Origin of the sequence: Variovorax sp. VaC1, from assembly GCF_043658315.1 — a bacterium.
Taxonomy (GTDB): domain Bacteria; phylum Pseudomonadota; class Gammaproteobacteria; order Burkholderiales; family Burkholderiaceae_C; genus Variovorax.
Map to the genome: position 1 here is coordinate 34,698 of NZ_JBIGLT010000006.1, position 21,064 is coordinate 55,761.

The following is a 21,064-nucleotide window of genomic DNA, read 5'->3' on the forward strand; positions in this document are numbered from 1 at the left end:
TTCTCCAGCGTTCAGGCTCAGCGTTTGAACCAGACGAAGTACGTCATCAGGATGAAGATGCCGAGCAGCATCGCGAAGGCGTAGTGATAGATGTAGCCCGACTGCATCCAGCGCACCACACCCGAAATACGGCCGATCACTTTCCACGAACCGTTGACGACGGCACCGTCGATCAGTGCCTGGTCGCCGCCCTTCCAGAGGCCGGTACCCAGCGCACGCGTGGCGCGGGCGATGACGTTCTCGTTGAACCAGTCCATGTAGTACTTGTTCTCGAGCAGGCGGTAGATCGGTCCGCAGGCGCGCTTAATGGCGGCCGGCAGCGCCGGGTTCTTCATGTACATGTACCAGGACAGGACCACGCCAGCCAGCGCCAGCCAGAACGGTGCAGCCTGCAGGCCGTGGATGGCCATGGCCACCGGACCGTGGAAGGCTTCTTCGAGTTCCTTCATCGCGTGGTGCTTGCTGACGTCCACGAAAATCGCGTTCTTGAAGAACTCGCCGAACAGCATCGGCTCGATCGTCATGAAGCCGATCACCACCGAGGGGATCGCCAGCAGCACCAGCGGCAGCCAGACCACCATCGGCGACTCGTGCGGCTTGTGGTCGTGGTGACCATGGCCGTGATCGTCGCCATGGCCATGGTCGTCATGGTGGGCGTCGGGGTTCTGGTCGTAGCGCTCTTCGCCATGGAAGACCAGGAAGTACATGCGGAACGAATAGAACGCCGTGATGAACACGCCGGCCAGCACCGCGTAGTACGCGAAGTTCGCGCCCCACAGGTGGCTTTCGTGCACCGCTTCGATGATGCTGTCCTTCGAGTAGAAGCCGGCGAAGAACGGCGTACCGATCAGCGCGAGCGAACCCAAGAGCGACGTGATCCAGGTGATCGGCATGTACTTGCGCACGCCACCCATCCAGCGGATGTCCTGGTTGTGGTGCATGCCGATGATGACCGAGCCCGCACCGAGGAACAGCAGCGCCTTGAAGAACGCGTGCGTCATCAGGTGGAACACTGCGACCGAATAGGCCGAGGCACCGAGCGCCACCGTCATGTAGCCGAGCTGCGAGAGCGTCGAGTACGCGACCACGCGCTTGATGTCGTTCTGGATGATGCCGAGGAAGCCCATGAACAGTGCGGTGATGGCACCGATCACGAGGATGAAGCTCAAGGCCGTGTCGCTCAGCTCGAACAGCGGCGACATGCGCGCCACCATGAAGATGCCGGCCGTCACCATCGTTGCCGCGTGGATCAGCGCCGAGATGGGGGTCGGGCCTTCCATCGAGTCAGGCAGCCACACGTGCAGCGGGAACTGCGCGCTCTTGCCCATCGCGCCGATGAACAGGCAGATGCAGATCACCGTGATGAGCATCCACTCGGTGCCCGGGAAGGTGATGCCTGCCAGCGTGCCGGCCTTGGCGAAGGCTTCGGTGTAATTCAGCGTGCCGGCATAGGCCGCGATCAGGCCGATGCCCAGGATGAAGCCGAAGTCGCCCACGCGGTTGACCAGGAAGGCCTTCATGTTCGCGAAGATCGCGGTCGGCTTGTTGAACCAGAAACCGATCAGCAGGTACGACACCAGGCCCACTGCTTCCCAGCCGAAGAACAGCTGGAGCATGTTGTTGCTCATGACGAGCATCAGCATCGAGAAGGTGAACAGCGAGATGTACGCGAAGAAGCGGTTGTAGCCGTCGTCTTCTTCCATGTAGCCGATGGTGTAGATATGGACCATCAGCGACACGAAGGTCACGACGCACATCATCATGGCCGTGAGACCGTCGACCATGAAGCCGACTTCCATCTTCAGACCGCCCACGACCATCCACTCGTAGAGCGTGGCGTTGAAGCGGGCACCGTCGACCACCACGCTCTTGAGCGTCATGGCCGAGATGATGAAGGCGACCAGCACGCCCAGGATGGTCAGCGAATGCGTGACCTTGCGGCCGATGTGATTGCCGCCGAACTTCGTGCCGAACAGGCCTGCGACGGCAGCGCCGACCAGGGGTGCCAGCGGCACGGCCAGCAAGGTGGATGCGGAAAGGGTTGCGCTCATGTTGCTGTCAACCCTTGAGCGAGTTGAGTTCGTCGACGTTGATGTTCGACTTGTTGCGGAACAGCAGCACCAGCAGCGCCAGCCCGATGGCCGACTCGGCCGCAGCCACCGTCAGGATGAAGAACACGAAGATCTGGCCGTGCATGTCACCCAGGAAATGCGAGAACGCCACGAAGTTCATGTTGACCGCGAGCAGCATCAGCTCGATGGCCATCAGCAGAACGATCAGGTTCTTGCGGTTCAGGAAGATGCCGATTACTGACAGCGCGAAGAGCATCGCGCCGAGCGAAAGAAAGTGTCCGAGCGTGAGCGTCATGCCTTGTTTTCCTTTGCCGCGTCCGCAGGTGCTGCTTCAGCCACGGGTTCGGCCGCGCGCGTTGCCGGCATCTGCACGATGCGCACGCGGTCACGTGCCTTCACACGAACCTGGTCGGCCGGGTTGGTGTACTTGCTGTCCTTGCGCGTGCGCAATGTCAGCGCAATGGCGGCCACGATGGCCACGAGCAGGATGACGGCGGCAATTTCGAGCGGATACAGATATTGCGAATACAGCAGCTTGCCGAGTTCGAGCGTGTTCGAGCTGTCGGCGGCCATCGCGCCGCTGGGTGCGCGCGCTTCACCGAGGCGGAAGCCGCCCATCAGCACGGCCGCCATTTCGAGCGCGATCAGTGCACCGACGCCTGCTGCCAGCGGAAAATGCTTCCAGAAGCCCTCTCGCAAGCTGTCGACATTGATGTCCAGCATCATCACCACGAACAGGAACAGCACCATCACGGCACCGACATACACGAGCACGAGCGAGATCGCGAGGAACTCGGCGCGCAGCAGCAGCCAGATGGCCGATGCCTGGAAGAAGGCCAGAACCAGGTACAGCGCGGCGTACACGGGGTTGCGGGCGGTGATGACGCGGAAGGCTGCAAACAGCAGCACCACGGCAAACAGATAGAACAGACCGGTCTTGACGTCCATTGGAATTCGAGTTGGTACGGGTTTCGGGCTGAACCGGATCAGCGGTACTTGGCGTCGGCCGCCTTGTTCGCTGCAATTTCTTTTTCGTAGCGATCGCCCACGGCCAGGAGCATGTCCTTGGTGAAGTACAGGTCGCCCCGCTTTTCGCCGTGGTATTCGAAGATGTGCGTCTCGACGATCGAGTCGACCGGGCAGCTTTCTTCGCAGAAGCCGCAGAAGATGCACTTGGTCAGGTCGATGTCGTAGCGCGAGGTGCGACGCGAGCCGTCGTCGCGCACTTCGGATTCGATCGTGATGGCGAGCGCCGGACAGACGGCTTCGCAGAGCTTGCAGGCAATGCAGCGCTCTTCGCCGTTTTCATAACGACGCAGTGCGTGCAGGCCGCGGAAACGCGGCGACAGCGGAGTCTTCTCTTCGGGGAACTGCACCGTGATCTTGCGGGCGAAGGCGTACTTGCCCGTGATCGCCAGGCCCTTGAACAGTTCGAACAGCATGAAGCTGCCGAGGAAGTCCTTCAGCGAGAACGGCGCGGACGGTGTTGCGGTGTGCGCAGCAGACATGATGTTGGCGCTTCCAGTTATTTCCAGATGTTGAACGGCGTCTGCATCCAGCCACCGACCACGACCAGCCACACCAGGGTGACCGGAATGAAGATCTTCCAGCCCAGACGCATGATCTGGTCATAGCGGAAGCGCGGGAACGTCGAGCGCACCCACAGGAACATGGTGACCACGCAGAAGGTCTTGGCACCCAGCCAGATCCAGCCCGGAATGAAGCTCAGGAACTCGAACGGTGGCAGCCAGCCGCCGAGGAACAACACGACGGTCAGGATCGAGACCAGCCACATGTTGGCGTACTCGGCCAGGAAGAACATCGCGAAGCTCATGCCCGAGTACTCGATCATGTGACCGGCAACGATTTCGGACTCGCCTTCCACCACGTCGAACGGGTGGCGGTTGGTTTCGGCCAGGCCCGAGATGAAGTAGACGACGAAGATCGGCAGCAGCGGCAGCCAGTTCCACGACAGGAAGCCGACGCCCATGTTGGCGAACATGCCCTTGCCCTGAACGTTCACGATCTCGCTCATGTTCAGGCTGCCGGTGACCATCAGCACCACGACGAAGCAGAAGCCCATCGCGATTTCGTAGCTCACCATCTGTGCCGAGGCGCGCAGCGCGCCCAGGAAGGCGTACTTCGAGTTCGAGGCCCAGCCGGCGATGATCACGCCGTACACCTCGAGCGAGGTGATGGCCATCACGAACAGCAGGCCGGCATTGATGTTGGCCAGCGCCACGTCGGGACCGAAGGGAATCACGGCCCATGCGGCCAACGCCGGCATGATGGTCATGATCGGGCCCAGCAGGAACAGGCCCTTGTTGGCGACCGTCGGAAGAATGATTTCCTTGGTCATCAGCTTGAGCGCGTCGGCGATCGGCTGGAGCAGGCCCAGCGGTCCGATGCGGTTCGGGCCGATACGAATCTGCGTGAAGCCGATGGCCTTGCGCTCCCACAGCGTGAGGTACGCCACGGCCAGCATCAGCGGGATCACGACCACGATGATCTTGATCAGCGTCCAGATCACGGGCCAGACCACGGTGGTCCACCAACCTGCGGCGACCAGCCCCTGGCCGAAGCCATGAATTGCGTCGACGATCATGCCAATGCCTCCTCGGCACGGGCCGGTGCGACCGATGCATGGCGTGCATCGGCGGTCAGTTGCAGCGACGGTGCACGGCGCACGATCGAGTCGAGCTGGTAGATGCTCGCGACCACGGGTGCCGGCACAGCGCCGTTGGATGCGACGACGCTCGCAGCGGTCGCGTTGTTCAATGCGTTGGCCGGAACGGCACCGCCCTCGCCCACCGTCTTGAGCACGTCAGCGGTCGATTCGAACGCGAAGCCAGGCAGGCCGAGCAGATTCGCCAGCACGCGCAGCACCTTCCACGCCGGACGCGTTTCGCCTTGCGGCTTCACGACGGCATGAAAACCTTGCAGGCGGCCTTCGGCATTGATGAAGGTGCCAGGCGTTTCGGTGAACGGCGCGATGGGCAGCAGCACGTCGCTGAATTCGAGGTTGGCCTTGAACGGGCTCAGCGTGACGACCATCTGTGCATTGCCGATGACGTCGGCAGCGGCAGCGCCGGCGGCCGAGTCGAACACCGGCTCGGTGTTCAGCAGCAGCACGGCCTTCAGGCCGGAGCCTGCGGCGAGCATGCGGCCGGCATCGAGGCCGCCGTTCTTCGGGAAGGCGCCAACGATCTGCGCACCCACGGTGTTGGCCGCTTCGGTCAGGTAGCCGACGCTGGCGCCGGTCTGCGCACCGATCCAGTTCGCAAGGGCCAGCAGGCTGCTGGCTTGTGCGTGATGGGCGGCGGCGTTGCCAAGCAGGATGGCCTTGCGCTCGCCGCTCAGCAGCGAAGCCGCGATGGCCTGTGCAGCGGCATCGGGGGCATTCTTCGGTGCCAGCGGTGCAGCGGCACCGTTGGTCTGAGCGATGGCGGCAGCAACGGCAGCCAGCGCTTCGACCCACTGGTCGGCACCGACGATCGTCGATTGCGCCACGTCGATGGCCCAAGCATCGCGGGTGGCCATCAGGTTGGCCGAGGTGATCACCGACAGCGCGGCGCCCTTGCGCACGGCCTGGCGGATGCGCTGCGCGAACAGCGGATGTTCCTTGCGCAGGTTCGAACCGACGACCAGCGCGCGCTGCACTTGCGTGAGCGAGGCGATCGAGGTGCCGAGCCAGCGGACGCCTTCGAAGGCCGTGAATTCGGCGTTGCGCAGGCGATAGTCGATGTTGTCGCTGCCGAGTTCACGCGTGAGCATGGCGGCCAGTTGCAGCTCTTCGAGCGTGCTGTGCGGGCTGACCAGCGTGCCGATGCTCTTGGCACCGTGGTCGGCCTTGATCTGCTTGAGGCCGTTGGCCACGTACTCGAGCGCCGTCTGCCAGTCGACCTGCTGCCATTGGCCGCCCTGCTTGAGCATGGGCTGGGTCAGGCGCTCCGTGCCGTTGAGCGCTTCGTAGGAGAAGCGGTCGCGGTCGGCGATCCAGCATTCATTGACGTCTTCGTTCTCGAGCGGCACCACGCGCATCACGCGGTTGTTCTTGACCTGGACGATCAGGTTGGCACCCGTCGAATCGTGCGGGCTCACCGACTTGCGGCGCGACAGTTCCCAGGTGCGGGCGCTGTAGCGGAACGGCTTGCTCGTGAGCGCGCCGACCGGGCAGATGTCGATCATGTTGCCCGACAGTTCGGAGTCGACTGAATCGCCGAGGAAGGTTTCGATTTCGGAATGCTCGCCGCGGTGCGACATGCCGAGCTCCATCACGCCGGCCACTTCCTGGCCGAAACGGACGCAGCGCGTGCAGTGGATGCAGCGGCTCATTTCTTCCATGCTGATCAGCGGGCCGACGTCCTTGTGGAACACGACGCGCTTTTCTTCTTCGTAACGCGAAGAAGAGCCGCCATAGCCCACGGCCAGATCCTGCAGCTGGCATTCGCCGCCCTGGTCGCAGATCGGGCAATCCAGCGGGTGGTTGATCAGGAGGAACTCCATGACCGACTGCTGCGCCTTGATGGCCTTTTCGCTCTTTGTGCGAACGATCATGCCCTGCGTGACGGGCGTGGCGCAGGCCGGCATCGGCTTGGGCGCCTTTTCCACGTCGACCAGGCACATGCGACAGTTGGCCGCGATGCTGAGTTTCTTGTGATAGCAGAAGTGCGGGATGTACGTGCCCGCCTTGTCGGCCGCATGCATCACCATGCTGCCTTCGGTCACTTCGACCTTCTTGCCGTCGAGTTCGATTTCGATCATGAGTATGTTTCTTCTCGCGCTCAGGCCTTGACGGGCGCCGCCGGGACGTAGCCCGGAATCAGGGCCTCGAACTCGTGACGGAAGTGCTTGATCATGGCGCGCACGGGCATTGCGGCCGCATCGCCGAGCGCACAGATCGTGCGGCCCATGATGTCGCCGGCCACGGAGTCCAGCAGTTGCAGGTCGCTGGGCTTGCCCTGCCCGTTGTGGATGCGGTCCACCACGCGGTAGAGCCAGCCCGTGCCTTCGCGGCAAGGCGTGCATTGGCCGCAGGACTCGTGCATGTAGAAGTACGAGAGGCGCTTGAGCGACTCGACCATCGAGCGGCTGTCGTCCATGACGATGACCGCGCCCGAACCCAGCATCGAGCCGGCCTTGGCGATGGAGTCGTAGTCCATGGTGCAGGCCATCATGATGTCGGCCGGCAGCACCGGCGCCGACGATCCACCGGGGATCACGGCCTTCAGCTTGCGGCCCTTGCGGACACCGCCAGCCAGTTCGAGCAGCTTGGAAAACGGCGTGCCCATGGGCACTTCGTAGTTACCGGGCAATTCGACGTCACCGCTCACCGAATAGATCTTGGTGCCGCCGTTGTTCGGCTTGCCGCATTCGAGGTAGGCCGGGCCGCCATTGCGGATGATCCAGGGCACCGCCGCGAAGGTCTCGGTGTTGTTGATGGTGGTCGGCTTGCCGTACAGGCCGAAGCTTGCCGGGAACGGCGGCTTGAAGCGCGGCTGGCCCTTCTTGCCTTCGAGCGACTCGAGCAGCGCGGTTTCTTCGCCGCAGATGTAGGCACCGAAGCCGTGGGCTGCGTGCAACTGGAAGTTGTACGTGCTGCCCATGATCTTGTCGCCGAGGTAGCCCGCGGCGCGCGCTTCTTCGAGGGCTTCCTCGAAGCGGTCGTAGCTCTGGAAGATCTCGCCGTGGATGTAGTTGTAGCCCACGCTGATGCCCATCGCATACGCGGCAATGGCCATGCCTTCGATCACGATGTGCGGGTTGAACTGCAGGATGTCGCGGTCCTTGCAGGTACCCGGCTCGCCTTCGTCGGAGTTGCAGACGAGGTACTTCTGGCCCGGGAACTGGCGGGGCATGAAGCTCCACTTCAGGCCGGTCGGGAAACCTGCGCCGCCACGGCCACGCAGGCCCGAAGCCTTGACTTCGGCGATCACCTGGTCGGGCGTGAGGCCCTCGGTAAGGATCTTGCGCAGCGCCTGGTAGCCGCCACGCGCTTCGTAGTCGGCCAGTCGCCAGTTGGTGCCATTGAGACCCGCATAGATCTGCGGCTCGATGTGGCGGTCATGGAAGCAGGTCTGGACGCCGGTGGCCTGGAACTGCTGGAGCACTTGTTCGGGTGACATCACGAAGCCTCCCCCTTGGTGGCCGGCGCGGCAGTGCGCAGGCCGTCGATCAGCTGGTCGAGCTTTTCGTTGCTCATGAAGCTGCACATGGTGCGGTCGTTGACCAGCATCACGGGCGAATCGGCGCAGGCGCCCAGGCATTCGCTCTGCTGCAGCGTGAACAGGCCATCGGCCGTGGTCTCGCCCATCTTGATGCCCAGCTTCTTCTCGAGGTGCACGAGCGCCGTGACACCGTCGCGCAGCTGGCAAGGCAGGTTGGTGCACACGTTGAGCTTGAACTTGCCCACCGGGTGCTGGTTGTACATGTTGTAGAAGGTCGTGACTTCATGCACGGCGATAGGCGCCATGCCGAGGTACTCCGCGATCTCGCGCTCGCGCTGCAGGCTCACGAAACCCTCGTCCTGCTGGACGACGGCAAGGCAGGCCATCACGGCCGACTGCTTGCCTGCTTCGGGGTACTTGGCCACCTCGCGCGCAAAGCGCTCGAGGATCGCAGGCTTCAAAGGGGAAGAAGGCGCCGAAGGCGCCGTGTCATGGTGGGTCGAGGAAGTCATTCGCTCTTTCTCACCTGTCGATCTCGCCGAACACGATGTCCATCGTGCCGATCACCGCGACAGCGTCGGCGATCATGTGACCGCGCGACATTTCGTCGAGGGCGGCGAGGTGCGGGAAACCAGGGGCGCGGATCTTCAGGCGGTACGGCTTGTTGGCGCCGTCGCTCACGAGATAGATGCCGAACTCGCCCTTCGGATGCTCGACGGCGGCATACGCCTCGCCTTCGGGCACATGGAAGCCTTCGGTGAAGAGCTTGAAATGGTGGATCAGCTCCTCCATGTTCGCCTTCATCGATTCGCGCGCGGGCGCGGCGACCTTGTGGTTGTCGGTGATGACCGGGCCGGGGTTGGCACGCAGCCACGTCGAACACTGTTGGATGATCCGGTTGGCCTGGCGCATCTCTTCGACGCGCACGAGGTAACGGTCATAGCAGTCACCGGTCTTGCCGACCGGCACGTCGAACTTCATCTGGTCGTAGACGTCGTAGGGCTGCTTCTTGCGCAGGTCCCATTCGATGCCCGAGCCACGCAGCATCGGGCCGGTGAAGCCGAGGTTGAGCGCGCGCTCCGGCGTGACCACGCCGATGCCCACGGTGCGCTGCTTCCAGATGCGGTTGTCGGTGAGCAACGTTTCGTACTCGTCGACCATCTTCGGGAAGCGCTTGCAGAAATCGTCGACGAAGTCGAGCAGCGAACCCTGGCGGTTTTCGTTGAGACGCTCGATCGCCTTGGCGTTCTTGATCTTGCTGACCTTGTACTGCGGCATGGCATCCGGCAGGTCGCGGTAGACACCGCCCGGACGGAAGTACGCCGCGTGCATGCGCGCGCCGGACACGGCTTCGTACATGTCGAACAGGTCTTCACGCTCGCGGAAGCAGTAGATGAGCATGTTCATCGCACCGCAGTCCAGACCGTGCGCACCGAGCCACAGCAGGTGGTTCAGCAGGCGGGTGATCTCGGCGAACATCACGCGGATGTACTGCGCGCGGATCGGCACTTCGAGGCCCATCATCCGCTCGATGGCGAGGCAATAGGCGTGCTCGTTGGACATCATCGACACGTAGTCGAGGCGGTCCATGTACGGCAGCGACTGGATGAAGGTGCGCGACTCGGCGAGCTTCTCGGTCGCTCGGTGCAGCAGGCCGATGTGCGGGTCGGCACGCTGGATCACTTCGCCGTCCAGCTCGAGCACCAGGCGCAACACGCCGTGCGCGGCCGGATGCTGAGGGCCAAAGTTGAGGGTGTAATTCTTGATTTCGGCCATATCAGTGCAAACCGCCGCCGTAGTTGTCTTCGCGGATCACGCGCGGCGTGATTTCTCGCGGCTCGATCGATACCGGCTGGTACACGACGCGCTTTTGCTCTTCGTCGTAACGCATTTCGACGTGACCCGACACCGGAAAGTCCTTGCGGAACGGGTGGCCGATGAAGCCGTAGTCGGTCAGGATGCGGCGCAGGTCGTCGTGGCCATCGAACACGATGCCGTAGAGGTCGAAGGCTTCGCGCTCGAACCAGGTGGCGGCATTCCAGACGGGCTGGAGGGAATCGACCACGGGCAGGTCTTCGTTCGGCGCGAACACCTTCAGGCGCACGCGTTGATTGAGGCTCACCGACAGCAGGTGCGAGACGACGCCATAGCGCTCGCCTTGCCACTCGCCTTCGCGGTAGTCGGAATAGTCCATGCCGCAGAGGTCGATCAGCTGCTCGAAACGGCAACCGGGCGCGTCGCGCAGGATGGTTGCAGCCTCGATGTAGTCAGCCGCCCCCACCACCACGGTCACTTCGCCGAGGGCGAGCGTGACGCTCTTGGCCTTGGCGCCGAGCGTCTCGGCGATGGTGGCGCGCAGCACCTCCGGCGAAATTGCAAAGTCAGTCATCGTCGGCAATCTCTCAGGCACGGGCAATGGTGTTGGTGCGGCGAATCTTCTGCTGCAGCTGGATCACGCCATAGAGCAGCGCTTCGGCGGTGGGCGGACAACCCGGCACATAGACGTCGACCGGCACGATGCGGTCGCAGCCGCGCACGACCGAATAGCTGTAGTGGTAGTAGCCACCGCCATTCGCGCACGAGCCCATCGACAGCACCCAGCGCGGCTCGGGCATCTGGTCATAGACCTTGCGCAGAGCGGGCGCCATCTTGTTGCACAGCGTGCCGGCCACGATCATCAGGTCGGACTGACGCGGGCTGGGGCGGAACAGCATGCCGAAACGGTCGATGTCGTAGCGGGCAGCGCCCGCGTGCATCATTTCCACCGCACAGCATGCGAGGCCGAAAGTCATCGGCCAGAGAGATCCGGTCTTCGCCCAGTTCACCACCGAGTCGTAGGTCGTGGTGACGAAGCCTTCTTTGAGAACGCCTTCAATGGCCATTGTGTAGCTTCCTTGTCATTCCCAGTCGAGCGCGCCTTTTTTCCACTCGTAGACGAAGCCCACGACGAGGATGGCGAGAAAGATCATCATGGCCCAGAAGCCGACAGCACCGATCTCCTTGAGCGCAATGGCCCACGGAAAGAGAAAGGCAATTTCGAGATCGAACAGGATGAAGAGAATTGCGACGAGGTAATAGCGCACGTCGAACTTCATGCGCGCATCCTCGAAGGCCTCGAAGCCACACTCGTAGGGAGCGTTCTTCGCAGCGTCGGGCCGATTGGGGCCCAGGATGTATCCGATGACTTGGGGGGCGACGCCTACGCCGACTCCGACCAAAATGAACAAAAGGACGGGAAGGTAGGAATCGAGGTTCATCGAGAAATTTTTCACCGCTTGCCACCGGCAGAAGAACCTCTGAATGAGATTTTCTGCCGATGAGATTTGGTGCGGTCGGCGAGACTCGAACTCGCACAGCTTTCGCCACTACCCCCTCAAGATAGCGTGTCTACCAATTTCACCACGACCGCGGTTTTTGCTGCTCAGATGGCATGAGGTACCTGTTAAGGCATTTGGCTTTCTGAACAGCTTTAGAGTTTACCCTGAAATGAAGCCGTTTCTCGCTGGCGGCTGCACGAAAACTCTTTGATTATTTGTTGGGAATCTGACCCGCACCCGAAACAGGGGCTGCAGGAGCCGAAGCAGGGGCACTCGGAGCTGCCGCACCGGGGATTTCACCAGCCGCACCAGGGGTGGGCGCAGCAGGCGTTGCAGGTGCACCCACGGCGGCGCGCTCGAGAAGGCTGCCGCCGCCCGCAGGCCGTGCATGGCTGAAGTAAGCCAGCAGCAGCGTGCATGCAAAGAACACAGCGGCGAGCACAGCCGTGGTGCGCGACAGGAAGTTCGCACTGCCACTGGCACCAAACAGGCTACCGGCACTGCCGCTACCGAAGGCGGCGCCCATGTCGGCACCCTTGCCGTGCTGGATCAGGATCAGGCCGATCATTGCCAGGGCTGCCAGCATCTGCACGCCGACCAGAAGGTTGAGGACCACGTTCATTCGTTCTTACTCCTAATTGATAGCAGCCGTTGCGCGTTCAGCGCGCAGCGGCAGAAATGATCTGCAGAAAATCGGGGGCCTTGAGCGACGCGCCACCGATGAGGCCGCCGTCGATGTCGGCCTGCGCAAGCAGTTCCGCGGCATTGGCCGCGTTCATGCTTCCGCCATAAAGAATGTTGATGCCAGCCGCATGCTCGCTCGCCGCATGGTGCAGCTGCGCTCGCAGCACGGCGTGCACAGCCTGCGCCTGCTCAGGCGTTGCCGTCTTGCCCGTGCCGATGGCCCAGACCGGCTCGTAAGCCACGACGATTTCGCTGATGCAGTGCCCATTGACATGGATCACCGCAGCCAGTTGGCGCTTGACGACCTCTTCGGTCTGCCCTGCCTCGCGCTGCGCCAGCGTTTCGCCAACGCAGACGATCGGCGTGATGCCGTTGGCCAGTGCCGCGGCCGCCTTCGCAGCCACGACCTCGTCAGTCTCACCGTGATACTGCCGACGCTCGGAGTGCCCGACGATGGCATAGCGCACGCCGAAATCCTTCAGCATCGCCGCCGACTGTTCGCCGGTGAACGCCCCTTGCGGGTGCGCCGAGACATCCTGCGCACCGAGCGCCATCGCCGCAGAGCCCGCCAGCAGCGACTGCAGCTGGGCGAAGTAAGGCGCAGGCACGCACAAGGCGACATCGCAACCCGCCGGGCTGGCAGCCAGGCCTTGTTGCAAGGCTTTCACCAGCGCTTCATTGGCGGCAAGGCCGCCATTCATCTTCCAGTTGCCGGCGATCAGTTTCTTCTTGGTTGTCATCGCGTTCTTCTTGTCACCATGTCAGCACGATCTTGCCGATGTGCTGGTTCGATTCCATCAGCGTGTGAGCCTGGGCTGCACCGCTCGGTTCACCCACTGCCGCAAAGGCGCTGTGAATCACAGGCTTGATCGCGCCGCTCTCCAGCAGCGGCCACACCTTCTCGCGCAGTGCCTTGGCAATGGCGCCCTTGAACGCCACCGGACGCGGACGCAATGTCGAGCCGGTGATCGTGAGCCGCCTGCGCAGCACGAGGCCCGCATTGATCTGGCTCTTCACACCACCCTGCACCGCAATGATCACGAGCCGGCCATCTTCGGCCAGGCACTCGATCTCGCGCGCCACGTAGTCGCCCGCGACCATGTCGAGCACCACATCCACACCCTTGCCACCGGTGAGCCTCTTCGCCTCTTCAACGAAATCGGTCGTGCGGTAGTTAATGGCGTGGTCGGCGCCGAGCTTCTTGCAGGCTTCGCACTTGTCGTCGCTGCCGGCCGTGACGATCACGATGGCACCCAGCGCCTTGGCGATCTGGATCGCCGTGACGCCGATGCCGCTCGAGCCACCCTGGATCAGCAGTGTCTCGCCCTTTTGCAGGCGACCGCGCTCGAACACATTGCTCCAGACGGTGAAGAAGGTCTCTGGCAGCGAAGCCGCATCGACGTCGCTCCAACCCTTGGGCACCGGCAGGCACTGCGCCACAGGCGCCACGCACAGCTCGGCATAGCCACCGCCCGCAATCAGCGCACAGACGCGATCACCGACCTTGAAACCCGCCTCGGCCAATGCCGCAGCATCGCCCGACACGATCTCGCCAGCCACCTCGAGGCCCGGCAGATCGGATGCGCCGGGCGGCACCGGATAGTTGCCCATCCGCTGCAGCACGTCGGGACGATTGACGCCACTCGCCGCAACGCGGATCAGCAGCTCGCCCGCACCCGCAACCGGATCGGGACGCTCTGCGACGCGCAGCACCTCGGGGGCGCCGAACGAAGTGATTTCAATGGCTTTCATGGTCTTTCGGCCTCCAACGCCCGCATGTGGGGCGAAGCTAGCTGTTCAAAAGATAGCAACGGCAGGGAAAACCTGCCGCTGCGCCCTTCTTACTCCTGAGGCTCGCGCGGGGCCTGCTGCTGCTCGCCGGCCGGAGCCTGCGATTGCTCATTGCGCGGCTGTTGCTGCTGGTCGTTGAAGCGCGGTGCGCGCTCGCCACGATCACCACCACGGTCGCCGCCGCGATCGCCACGGTCCGAACGCTCACGGCGGTCGCCGCCACGGTCACCGCGATCGCCGCGGTCTTCACGCGGCGGGCGCTCGCTGTATTCCATGCCAGCCGGACGCTCGGTCAGGGCCTTCATGGACAGCTTGACGCGGCCCTTTTCGTCGGTTTCCAGAACCTTGACCTTCACGATCTGGCCTTCGCTCAGATAGTCGGTCACCTTCTCGACGCGTTCGTGCGCGATCTGGCTGATGTGCAGCAGGCCGTCCTTGCCGGGCAGCAGGTTGATGAGCGCACCGAAGTCCAGGATCTTGGTGACCGGGCCTTCGTAGACCTTGCCGATTTCGACTTCGGCGGTGATCTGCTCGATGCGCTTCTTGGCCAGTTCGGCCTTTTCCGGATCGGTCGAGGCGATGGTGATGGTGCCGTCTTCGTCGATGTTGATCGTCGTGCCGGTTTCTTCCTGCAGGCCACGGATGACCGAACCGCCCTTGCCGATCACGTCGCGGATCTTCTCGGGGTTGATCTTCAGCGTGGTCAGGCGCGGCGCGAAGCTGGAGACTTCGGCCTTGGCTTCGCCCATCGCTTCCTGCATCTTGCCCAGGATGTGCATGCGCGCTTCCTTGGCTTGTGCCAATGCGACCTGCATGATTTCCTTGGTGATGCCCTGGATCTTGATGTCCATCTGCAGCGCGGTGATGCCGTTGGTCGTGCCGGCCACCTTGAAGTCCATGTCGCCCAGGTGATCTTCATCGCCCAGGATGTCGGTCAGCACGGCGAAGCGGTTGTCTTCCTTGATCAGGCCCATGGCGATACCGGCCACGTGCGCCTTCATGGGCACGCCGGCGTCCATCATCGAGAGGCAGCCGCCGCAGACCGAAGCCATCGACGACGAACCGTTCGACTCGGTGATTTCAGAAACCACGCGCACGGTGTACGGGAACTCTTCCTTCGACGGCAACACGGCGACGAGCGCGCGCTTGGCCAGGCGGCCGTGGCCGATTTCGCGGCGCTTGGTCGAACCCATGCGGCCCACTTCACCGGTGGCAAAGGGAGGCATGTTGTAGTGGAACAGGAAGCGGTCTTCGTACTCGCCCGCCAGCGCGTCGATGCGCTGTGCGTCACGTTCGGTGCCGAGCGTGGTGATGACCAGCGCTTGCGTTTCGCCACGCGTGAACAGGGCCGAACCGTGGGTGCGGGGCAGCACCGAGTTGCGGATTTCGATGGGGCGCACGGTGCGCGTGTCGCGGCCGTCGATGCGCGGCTCGCCCGACAGGATCTGGCTGCGCACGATCTTCGATTCGATGGCGAACAGCAGGTCATTGACCTTGCCTGCATCGAAAGGCTCGCCGCTTTCCTTCAGCGTGTTCATCACGCTGGCATTGGCTTCGCGCAGGGCCTGCGTACGGGCTTGCTTGCTGCGGATCTGATAAACGGCGCGCAGCTTTTCTTCGGCCAGGCCCTTGACCTTGGCGACGAAGGCTTCGTCTTCGGCGGGCGCTTGCCAGTCCCACACCGGCTTGCCGGCGTCACGCACGAGTTCGTGGATCGCGTTGATTGCGACGTTGGCTTGCTCATGGCCGAACACCACGCCACCCAGCATGATTTCTTCGCTGAGTTGCAGGGCTTCGGACTCGACCATCAGCACGGCGGCTTGCGTACCGGCGACGACAAGGTCCATCTGCGAATCCTTGCGGGCCGTCTGGCCCGGATTCAGCACGTACTGGCCGTTGATGTAGCCCACGCGGGCGGCACCGATCGGGCCGTTGAACGGCACGCCGGAGATCGAGAGCGCAGCGCTCACGCCGATCATGGCGGCGATGTCGGCATCGACTTCAGGGTTGAGCGACACGGTGTGGATGACCACGTGCACTTCGTTCAGGAAGCCTTCGGGGAACAGCGGGCGGATCGGACGGTCGATCAGGCGGCTGGTCAGCGTTTCGTGTTCGCTGGGCTTGGCTTCGCGCTTGAAGAAGCTGCCGGGGATCTTGCCGGCGGCATAGGTCTTCTCGATGTAGTCGACGGTCAGCGGGAAGAAGTCCTGGCCCGGCTTGGCGGTCTTGGAGGCGACCACAGTCGCCAGGATCACGGTGCCGTCGATGTCGACGAGCACGGCGCCGCTGGCCTGGCGTGCGATTTCGCCCGTTTCCATGACGACAGTCTTGTCACCCCATTGGAAGGACTTGATAACTTTGTTGAAGAGGCTCATGTTTGCTCCTGTTTTAGTAGCAGGCCACACAGGACCCGCAAAGGACGGAGGCTTCTCAGAACACGATGCCATTCCAGTGAAGCTCGGGACGAACTTCATTGGAATGACACAGCTTCGCTCTGTTTTGGCACTCCGAAAGTGGATCGCGAAGTAAAAAACGCCTGAGCTAGCGGACTAACCCAGGCGTTTTTTCATGCGATTCGGTTTACTTGCGCAGACCCAGCTTGGCGATCAGCGCGGTGTAACGGTCGGCGTTCTTGGACTTGAGGTAGTCGAGAAGCTTGCGACGGCGGCTCACCATGCGCAGCAGGCCGCGACGACCATGGTGGTCCTTGGCGTGCGTCTTGAAGTGGGGGGTGAGCTCGTTGATACGGGCGGTCAGCAGTGCGACTTGCACTTCGGGGCTGCCAGTGTCGTTGGCGGCGCGGGCGTTGTCTTTGACGACTTCGGCCTTGATGGAGGCTGCGATCATGTTGAATTTCCTTGTTCCGGGATGTTTGACTTGCGGTAAGCGCTGGAACTGCCCTCACCGTGCGCCTTGCGGCATGCAAAGCCTCGGGATTATAGCCCGAGCTGTGCTCACCCCCCAGGCTACGCGCACTTCGTGTCGCTTCTCCTTCCCTGCCGGGGGCAACACCAGCGGCCCGGCAGAGCCGGTTCCGCGGTGTTTCACGAAGGGGCCGTGACTTCGTCGGGCCGCGCGCCGGGTCTGCCGTCGAGGGACGCCAGGGCCACCGCACCCAGCACGCAGGCGGCTCCGCCCACCTGCGCCATGCTGATACTTTCACCCAGCCAGAGGGCCGCCAGTATCAGCGCGGAAACCGGCAGGATTGCCGTGAACAGAGCCGCTTCCGCCCCCTTCAGCCGCGCCGATCCGGCAAACCAGAGCACAAAACCCAGCACCGTCGGCACCAGCGCGTAGTAGGCGACGCCGACCAAGGCGGCCGTCGGCAACGGCTGCTCCCAGGCGCGCTCGAACAGCGCCGGAATCAGCGACAGCAGGAGCCCGAAGGCCGTCATCAACGTCGACAGCGCCAGCGGCCGCACCGGCACCCGCAGGCGCTTGTTGAGCAGGATGAACATCGCTTCGCAGACGACCGCGCCCAGTACCAGCAGATTGCCGACCATCGCGGCAGGGGATTTCGAGCCCCCTGCGGCGCCCTCCCCCGGCCAACTGATCGCCAGCACCCCCGCCGTCGCCAGCAGGATGCTGCCCACCAGATACCGCCCCGGCCGCTCGCGCAAGGCCAGCACCGCCACCAGCGCAGCAACCGCCGGCAGCGTGCCTGCCACCACGCCCGCGCTGGCGGCAGGCGCCCATCGAACGCCCAGGATCAGCAGCACCGTGTAGCCGACGCTGCCCAGCCCGGCCTGGCACAAGAGCAGCGCGAGGTCGCGCCGGTCCGGGCGAGGCCATGAGGTACGGGTCAGCCGCAGCAGCAGGAGAAACACCGGCAACGCCATCGCAAACCGCAGCGCCGTCGCCGTGAACGGCGGCAAGCCGCCGGCGATCACCTTGCTGGCGACCACGGTGCTGCCCACCGTGACCATCGCCAGGGCGCACAGCGCCATTCCCTTGAGCCGTTCCGACATGCATGACCTTTCGCTCTCGATGAAAGAAAGGTCGAGCTTCGCGGGCCGCTCGCGCCGCGTATTGAACGAAATTGCAGCCGGCCGGATCAGGCCTTGCGCGGCTGCGCCGCCAGCCAGTGGCGCAGGCGCTCCACGCCTTGCACCAGCCGCTGCGGGTCTTTGGAGGCAAAGCACCAGCGCAGCCAGCCCTGTGCCTCGGGTGCGAAGGCATTGCCCGGCGCGAGGCCCAGCCCCGCCTCGACCACCAGCCGCTTGGCGACGTCGAGCGAGTCGCCAAACCCTTCGAGCCGGAAGAAGGCGTACATGCCGCCCTTGGCCGATGCCACCTGCACGCCCGGCACGGCCGCCAGCAGCGGCACCAGCGTGTCGCGGCACAGCTTCAGGTGCGCCACCACGCGCGGCGTGATCTCGCCGGTGTGCGCGATGGCCGCGATGGCTGCACGCTGCGTGAACACGCTGGCGCACGAGGTGTTGAACTCGATCAGCTTGCCGATGCCCTCCACCATGGCGGGCGGCAACACCAACCAGCCAAGGCGCCAGCCGGTCATGAGGAAGCTCTTCGAGAAGCTGTGCGTGACGACCAGCCGATCGTCAGGCTTCGAAATGTCGAGGAAGCTCGGCGCGCAGCCATTGGGCGTTGGCTCGAAGTACAGCCGCTCGTACACCTCGTCGGCCAGGATCCAGGTGCCGGTCTGGCGGCAATGGTCGAGCACGGCCTGCTGCTCGTCGCGCGTCATGGTCCAGCCGGTCGGGTTGTTGGGCGCGTTGACGATCAGCAACTTGGTCTTCGAGGTGACCGCCGCGCGCAACGCGGCCAGGTCGAGCGTCCATTGCCCCGCCACCGGCACCAGCGGCACGGTGCGCACATGCGCGCCCATGATCGCGGGCTGCGCCGTGAGGTTGGGCCACACCGGCGTCACGGCGACCACGTCGTCGCCCGCATCGACCAGCGCCTGCACCGCCAGCATCAACGCGCTCACACCGCCCGAAGTCACGGCGATGCGCGAGGCATCGACCGCCGGGTGCAGCGCGCTGGTGTAGCGTGCGATGGCCTCGCGCAACTCGGGCAGGCCGAGGTTGTGCGCATAGAAGGTTTCGCCGCGCTGCAACGAGTCGATGGCCGCCTGCCGAATCACCTCGGGCGTGACCTCGTCGCTTTCGCCGAACCAGAAGGCCAGCACGTCGTCGCGGCCCATGCCGGCATTGGCGACTTCGCGGATCTTCGATGCTTCGAGGTTGTGGATGGCTTCACGCATGTCTTGTCGTCCTGTTCTTCGTCATCAAGGTCTCTTCATCTTGCACGAGGTGGGCAACTCGGCGCGCTCGGGGGCGATGGTCTTGATCACGCGAAAGCCGTAGCCCGAGCCTTCGACATCGAACTGCACGCCCGGCTTGCCCTGCCTGTCCATCACGCCCACCACGAGTTGCTGCTGGAACTGGTGGTCCGTCGCGCGCATGCGGCCGCGCTGGCCATACAGGCTGACATCGGCCTGCTCCAGCGCACGCGCCAACGCCACGGTGTCGACGCTGCCCGCACGCTCGACGGCCTGCACCAGCGACTCGATGAGCAATTGCAGCCGCATGTGCACGTAGTCGTCGGCGGGCTTCGGAAAGCGCGAACGGAAGGCGCGATAGAAAGCCTCCGACTGCGATGTCTGCACATTGGGCAGCCAGTCGGCCACCGCCACCACGCGGCCGATGCCCGCATCGCCGATGGCCGCGGGCGCACCGAGCGCGTTGCCGTAGAAGGTATAGAAGCTGCCGTTGAAACCCGCCTCGCGCGCGGCCTTCACGAGCAGCGTGAGGTCGTTGCCCCAGTTGCCGGTGATCACGGCCTGCGCACCGCTGGCGATGATCTTCGTGGCGTAGGGCGCGAAGTCTTTCACCTTGCCCATCGGATGCAGTTCGTCGCCGACGATCTCGACGTCAGGCCGCTGCACGCCGAGCTGCCGGCGCGATTCGCGCAGCACCGCCTGGCCGAAGCTGTAGTCCTGCCCGATCAGGTAGACGCGCTTGAGCGCCGCATCGTCTTTCAGCACGTCCATCAGCGCGGCCACGCGCATGTCGGCATGCGCATCGAAGCGGAAGTGCCAGAAGCTGCAGCGCTCGTTGGTGAGCACCGGATCGACCGCCGCGTAGTTCAGGAAGATCACGCGCCGCGCGGGGTCGCGCTCGTTGTTCTTGTCGATGGCATCGACCAGCGCCGCGGCAGTGGCCGACGAGTTGCCCTGCAGCACGATGCGCGCGCCGTCGTCCATGGCGGCGCGCAGAGCGGAAAGCGCCTCCTCGTTCTGCCCCTTGCTGTCGTAGCGGTCCAGTTGCAGGGGCCGCGCACCGCCGGGCAGCTTCACGCCGCCGCGCGCGTTCACGCGCTCCACCGCCCACAGCAGATTGCGAAACACCGCCTCGCCCGTGTTGGCAAACGGACCGCTCATGCTTTCGATCAACGCGAGGCGGATGGGCGCCGCTTGCGGTGCCTGCGCGAGCGCCGCGAAAGGCCTCGCGCATAGCGCCAGCGCCGCGAATTTCAAGGCCTGGCGGCGCCAAATAAAGGGGGGATTCATTGTCTTGAAACGCTTGCCGATGCGCCTAGATGAGGTGTCAAGCGGCACTCACGATTGAACGGCCGCGCAGTGTAAGGGACACACATTCCTTGTCCCCATTGTGTTCATCCAGGAGCTTTTCATCATGTTCTTCGCACCCACGCTTCGCACCGCCCGCTTCACGCCCCGCACGCACGACCACGCCTTCGAGCGCTTCGTGAACGACGCCTTCGCCGGTGCCCGCCGTTCCCCGCTCGTCGAGCAGGACGACAAGAGCTGGACCCTCTCGCTCGACGTGCCGGGCCTCTCGCGCGAAGACCTGTCGATCAGCATCGAAGGCGCCGTGATCCGCATCGACAGCAAGGTCGAAGCCAAGCGCCAGTTCAAGGCCGCCTACGAGCTGCCGCAGGACATCGACGTGGCCGCCAGCAACGCCAAGATCGAGAACGGCGTGCTCACGCTCAAGCTCGGAAAACTGGTGCCGGCAAGCCAAGCCTCTCAGTTGCAAATTGACTAACTTTG

General features: G+C 63.8%; 21 protein-coding genes and 1 tRNA gene. 1 reads left to right on the forward strand and 21 read right to left on the reverse strand.

Going from position 1 to position 21,064, the window contains the following annotated elements:
* Positions 1 to 17: 17 nt before the first annotated feature.
* The 21 genes from nuoL to ACGLHS_RS23200 all read right to left on the reverse strand — a co-directional run bounded on the left by nuoL (position 18) and on the right by ACGLHS_RS23200 (position 20,563).
* The gene (gene nuoL, locus ACGLHS_RS23100) at positions 18 to 2,051 is read right to left on the reverse strand and encodes an NADH-quinone oxidoreductase subunit L (protein ID WP_093239295.1); all 2,034 of its coding nucleotides are present in this window, start codon (positions 2,049 to 2,051) and stop codon (positions 18 to 20) included.
* Between the two features lie 7 nt (positions 2,052 to 2,058).
* Positions 2,059 to 2,367, reverse strand: a complete 309-nt coding sequence (nuoK, locus tag ACGLHS_RS23105) for an NADH-quinone oxidoreductase subunit NuoK (RefSeq protein ID WP_019653383.1) — start codon at positions 2,365 to 2,367, stop codon at positions 2,059 to 2,061.
* On the reverse strand, positions 2,364 to 3,020 hold the full coding sequence (locus tag ACGLHS_RS23110) for an NADH-quinone oxidoreductase subunit J (RefSeq protein WP_394483599.1): 657 nt from the start codon (positions 3,018 to 3,020) through the stop codon (positions 2,364 to 2,366). Before ACGLHS_RS23110 ends, nuoK begins: the two co-directional genes overlap by 4 nt.
* A 38-nt stretch (positions 3,021 to 3,058) precedes the next feature.
* A complete protein-coding gene (gene nuoI, locus ACGLHS_RS23115; RefSeq protein ID WP_093239292.1) occupies positions 3,059 to 3,580 on the reverse strand; it encodes an NADH-quinone oxidoreductase subunit NuoI in 522 nt (173 codons plus the stop codon).
* A gap of 17 nt (positions 3,581 to 3,597) precedes the next feature.
* The gene (gene nuoH / locus ACGLHS_RS23120) at positions 3,598 to 4,677 is read right to left on the reverse strand and encodes an NADH-quinone oxidoreductase subunit NuoH (protein ID WP_371126624.1); all 1,080 of its coding nucleotides are present in this window, start codon (positions 4,675 to 4,677) and stop codon (positions 3,598 to 3,600) included.
* A complete protein-coding gene (nuoG, locus tag ACGLHS_RS23125; RefSeq protein ID WP_394483602.1) occupies positions 4,674 to 6,836 on the reverse strand; it encodes an NADH-quinone oxidoreductase subunit NuoG in 2,163 nt (720 codons plus the stop codon). Before nuoG ends, nuoH begins: the two co-directional genes overlap by 4 nt.
* A gap of 20 nt (positions 6,837 to 6,856) precedes the next feature.
* A complete protein-coding gene (gene nuoF, locus ACGLHS_RS23130) occupies positions 6,857 to 8,197 on the reverse strand; it encodes an NADH-quinone oxidoreductase subunit NuoF (protein WP_394483604.1) in 1,341 nt (446 codons plus the stop codon).
* On the reverse strand, positions 8,197 to 8,751 hold the full coding sequence (gene nuoE / locus ACGLHS_RS23135) for an NADH-quinone oxidoreductase subunit NuoE (protein WP_394483606.1): 555 nt from the start codon (positions 8,749 to 8,751) through the stop codon (positions 8,197 to 8,199). Before nuoE ends, nuoF begins: the two co-directional genes overlap by 1 nt.
* 10 nt (positions 8,752 to 8,761) lie before the next feature.
* A complete protein-coding gene (locus tag ACGLHS_RS23140) occupies positions 8,762 to 10,015 on the reverse strand; it encodes an NADH-quinone oxidoreductase subunit D (protein ID WP_093239286.1) in 1,254 nt (417 codons plus the stop codon).
* A 1-nt stretch (position 10,016) separates the two neighbouring features.
* The gene (locus tag ACGLHS_RS23145; RefSeq protein ID WP_093239284.1) at positions 10,017 to 10,628 is read right to left on the reverse strand and encodes an NADH-quinone oxidoreductase subunit C; all 612 of its coding nucleotides are present in this window, start codon (positions 10,626 to 10,628) and stop codon (positions 10,017 to 10,019) included.
* 13 nt (positions 10,629 to 10,641) lie between these two features.
* Positions 10,642 to 11,121 (reverse strand): NADH-quinone oxidoreductase subunit B family protein, encoded by a 480-nt coding sequence (locus tag ACGLHS_RS23150; RefSeq protein ID WP_007837763.1) that lies wholly within the window; start codon positions 11,119 to 11,121, stop codon positions 10,642 to 10,644.
* Positions 11,122 to 11,136: 15 nt separating this feature from the next.
* Positions 11,137 to 11,496: an NADH-quinone oxidoreductase subunit A gene (locus ACGLHS_RS23155; RefSeq protein WP_055805154.1), complete on the reverse strand. Its 360-nt coding sequence runs from the start codon at positions 11,494 to 11,496 to the stop codon at positions 11,137 to 11,139.
* 67 nt (positions 11,497 to 11,563) lie between these two features.
* Positions 11,564 to 11,648: transfer RNA gene (locus ACGLHS_RS23160), tRNA-Leu, on the reverse strand.
* Between the two features lie 119 nt (positions 11,649 to 11,767).
* Positions 11,768 to 12,178, reverse strand: coding sequence for a preprotein translocase subunit SecG (gene secG / locus ACGLHS_RS23165; protein WP_394483609.1), 411 nt, complete (start codon positions 12,176 to 12,178; stop codon positions 11,768 to 11,770).
* A 37-nt stretch (positions 12,179 to 12,215) separates the two neighbouring features.
* Positions 12,216 to 12,980 carry a triose-phosphate isomerase gene (gene tpiA / locus ACGLHS_RS23170; protein WP_394483611.1) on the reverse strand — a complete coding sequence of 255 codons (765 nt, stop codon included), beginning with the start codon at positions 12,978 to 12,980 and terminating at the stop codon, positions 12,216 to 12,218.
* A gap of 13 nt (positions 12,981 to 12,993) precedes the next feature.
* Positions 12,994 to 13,992 (reverse strand): NAD(P)H-quinone oxidoreductase, encoded by a 999-nt coding sequence (locus ACGLHS_RS23175; RefSeq protein ID WP_394483613.1) that lies wholly within the window; start codon positions 13,990 to 13,992, stop codon positions 12,994 to 12,996.
* Positions 13,993 to 14,081: 89 nt separating this feature from the next.
* Entirely contained in the window at positions 14,082 to 16,406 is a 2,325-nt protein-coding gene (gene pnp / locus ACGLHS_RS23180) for a polyribonucleotide nucleotidyltransferase (RefSeq protein WP_394483615.1), read from the reverse strand.
* Positions 16,407 to 16,611: 205 nt separating this feature from the next.
* The gene (gene rpsO, locus ACGLHS_RS23185; protein WP_093239278.1) at positions 16,612 to 16,878 is read right to left on the reverse strand and encodes a 30S ribosomal protein S15; all 267 of its coding nucleotides are present in this window, start codon (positions 16,876 to 16,878) and stop codon (positions 16,612 to 16,614) included.
* A gap of 197 nt (positions 16,879 to 17,075) precedes the next feature.
* Positions 17,076 to 17,999: a DMT family transporter gene (locus ACGLHS_RS23190; protein ID WP_394483617.1), complete on the reverse strand. Its 924-nt coding sequence runs from the start codon at positions 17,997 to 17,999 to the stop codon at positions 17,076 to 17,078.
* Between the two features lie 86 nt (positions 18,000 to 18,085).
* Positions 18,086 to 19,255, reverse strand: a complete 1,170-nt coding sequence (locus tag ACGLHS_RS23195; RefSeq protein WP_394483619.1) for a pyridoxal phosphate-dependent aminotransferase — start codon at positions 19,253 to 19,255, stop codon at positions 18,086 to 18,088.
* A 24-nt stretch (positions 19,256 to 19,279) separates the two neighbouring features.
* Complete coding sequence (locus tag ACGLHS_RS23200; RefSeq protein WP_394483621.1) at positions 19,280 to 20,563, reverse strand: branched-chain amino acid ABC transporter substrate-binding protein; 1,284 nt, start codon at positions 20,561 to 20,563, stop codon at positions 19,280 to 19,282.
* 124 nt (positions 20,564 to 20,687) lie between these two features.
* On the opposite strand from ACGLHS_RS23200, the gene ACGLHS_RS23205 reads away from it, so the two are divergent.
* Positions 20,688 to 21,059 carry an Hsp20/alpha crystallin family protein gene (locus ACGLHS_RS23205; RefSeq protein ID WP_394483623.1) on the forward strand — a complete coding sequence of 124 codons (372 nt, stop codon included), beginning with the start codon at positions 20,688 to 20,690 and terminating at the stop codon, positions 21,057 to 21,059.
* Positions 21,060 to 21,064 lie beyond the last annotated feature (5 nt).

What these genes read in the sequence shown, in the direction of transcription:
- secG (WP_394483609.1), bottom strand. Translation starts at nt 12,178, where the DNA reads ATGAACGTGGTCCTCAACCTTCTGGTCGGCGTGCAGATGCTGGCAGCC.
- ACGLHS_RS23150 (WP_007837763.1), bottom strand. Translation starts at nt 11,121, where the DNA reads ATGGCCATTGAAGGCGTTCTCAAAGAAGGCTTCGTCACCACGACCTAC.
- nuoE (WP_394483606.1), bottom strand. Translation starts at nt 8,751, where the DNA reads ATGACTTCCTCGACCCACCATGACACGGCGCCTTCGGCGCCTTCTTCC.
- ACGLHS_RS23145 (WP_093239284.1), bottom strand. Translation starts at nt 10,628, where the DNA reads ATGACTGACTTTGCAATTTCGCCGGAGGTGCTGCGCGCCACCATCGCC.
- nuoH (WP_371126624.1), bottom strand. Translation starts at nt 4,677, where the DNA reads ATGATCGTCGACGCAATTCATGGCTTCGGCCAGGGGCTGGTCGCCGCA.
- tpiA (WP_394483611.1), bottom strand. Translation starts at nt 12,980, where the DNA reads ATGACAACCAAGAAGAAACTGATCGCCGGCAACTGGAAGATGAATGGC.
- ACGLHS_RS23205 (WP_394483623.1), top strand. Translation starts at nt 20,688, where the DNA reads ATGTTCTTCGCACCCACGCTTCGCACCGCCCGCTTCACGCCCCGCACG.
- pnp (WP_394483615.1), bottom strand. Translation starts at nt 16,406, where the DNA reads ATGAGCCTCTTCAACAAAGTTATCAAGTCCTTCCAATGGGGTGACAAG.
- ACGLHS_RS23190 (WP_394483617.1), bottom strand. Translation starts at nt 17,999, where the DNA reads ATGTCGGAACGGCTCAAGGGAATGGCGCTGTGCGCCCTGGCGATGGTC.
- nuoI (WP_093239292.1), bottom strand. Translation starts at nt 3,580, where the DNA reads ATGTCTGCTGCGCACACCGCAACACCGTCCGCGCCGTTCTCGCTGAAG.
- nuoF (WP_394483604.1), bottom strand. Translation starts at nt 8,197, where the DNA reads ATGTCACCCGAACAAGTGCTCCAGCAGTTCCAGGCCACCGGCGTCCAG.
- ACGLHS_RS23200 (WP_394483621.1), bottom strand. Translation starts at nt 20,563, where the DNA reads ATGAATCCCCCCTTTATTTGGCGCCGCCAGGCCTTGAAATTCGCGGCG.
- nuoL (WP_093239295.1), bottom strand. Translation starts at nt 2,051, where the DNA reads ATGAGCGCAACCCTTTCCGCATCCACCTTGCTGGCCGTGCCGCTGGCA.
- rpsO (WP_093239278.1), bottom strand. Translation starts at nt 16,878, where the DNA reads ATGATCGCAGCCTCCATCAAGGCCGAAGTCGTCAAAGACAACGCCCGC.
- nuoG (WP_394483602.1), bottom strand. Translation starts at nt 6,836, where the DNA reads ATGATCGAAATCGAACTCGACGGCAAGAAGGTCGAAGTGACCGAAGGC.
- ACGLHS_RS23175 (WP_394483613.1), bottom strand. Translation starts at nt 13,992, where the DNA reads ATGAAAGCCATTGAAATCACTTCGTTCGGCGCCCCCGAGGTGCTGCGC.
- ACGLHS_RS23155 (WP_055805154.1), bottom strand. Translation starts at nt 11,496, where the DNA reads ATGAACCTCGATTCCTACCTTCCCGTCCTTTTGTTCATTTTGGTCGGA.
- ACGLHS_RS23110 (WP_394483599.1), bottom strand. Translation starts at nt 3,020, where the DNA reads ATGGACGTCAAGACCGGTCTGTTCTATCTGTTTGCCGTGGTGCTGCTG.
- nuoK (WP_019653383.1), bottom strand. Translation starts at nt 2,367, where the DNA reads ATGACGCTCACGCTCGGACACTTTCTTTCGCTCGGCGCGATGCTCTTC.
- ACGLHS_RS23140 (WP_093239286.1), bottom strand. Translation starts at nt 10,015, where the DNA reads ATGGCCGAAATCAAGAATTACACCCTCAACTTTGGCCCTCAGCATCCG.
- ACGLHS_RS23195 (WP_394483619.1), bottom strand. Translation starts at nt 19,255, where the DNA reads ATGCGTGAAGCCATCCACAACCTCGAAGCATCGAAGATCCGCGAAGTC.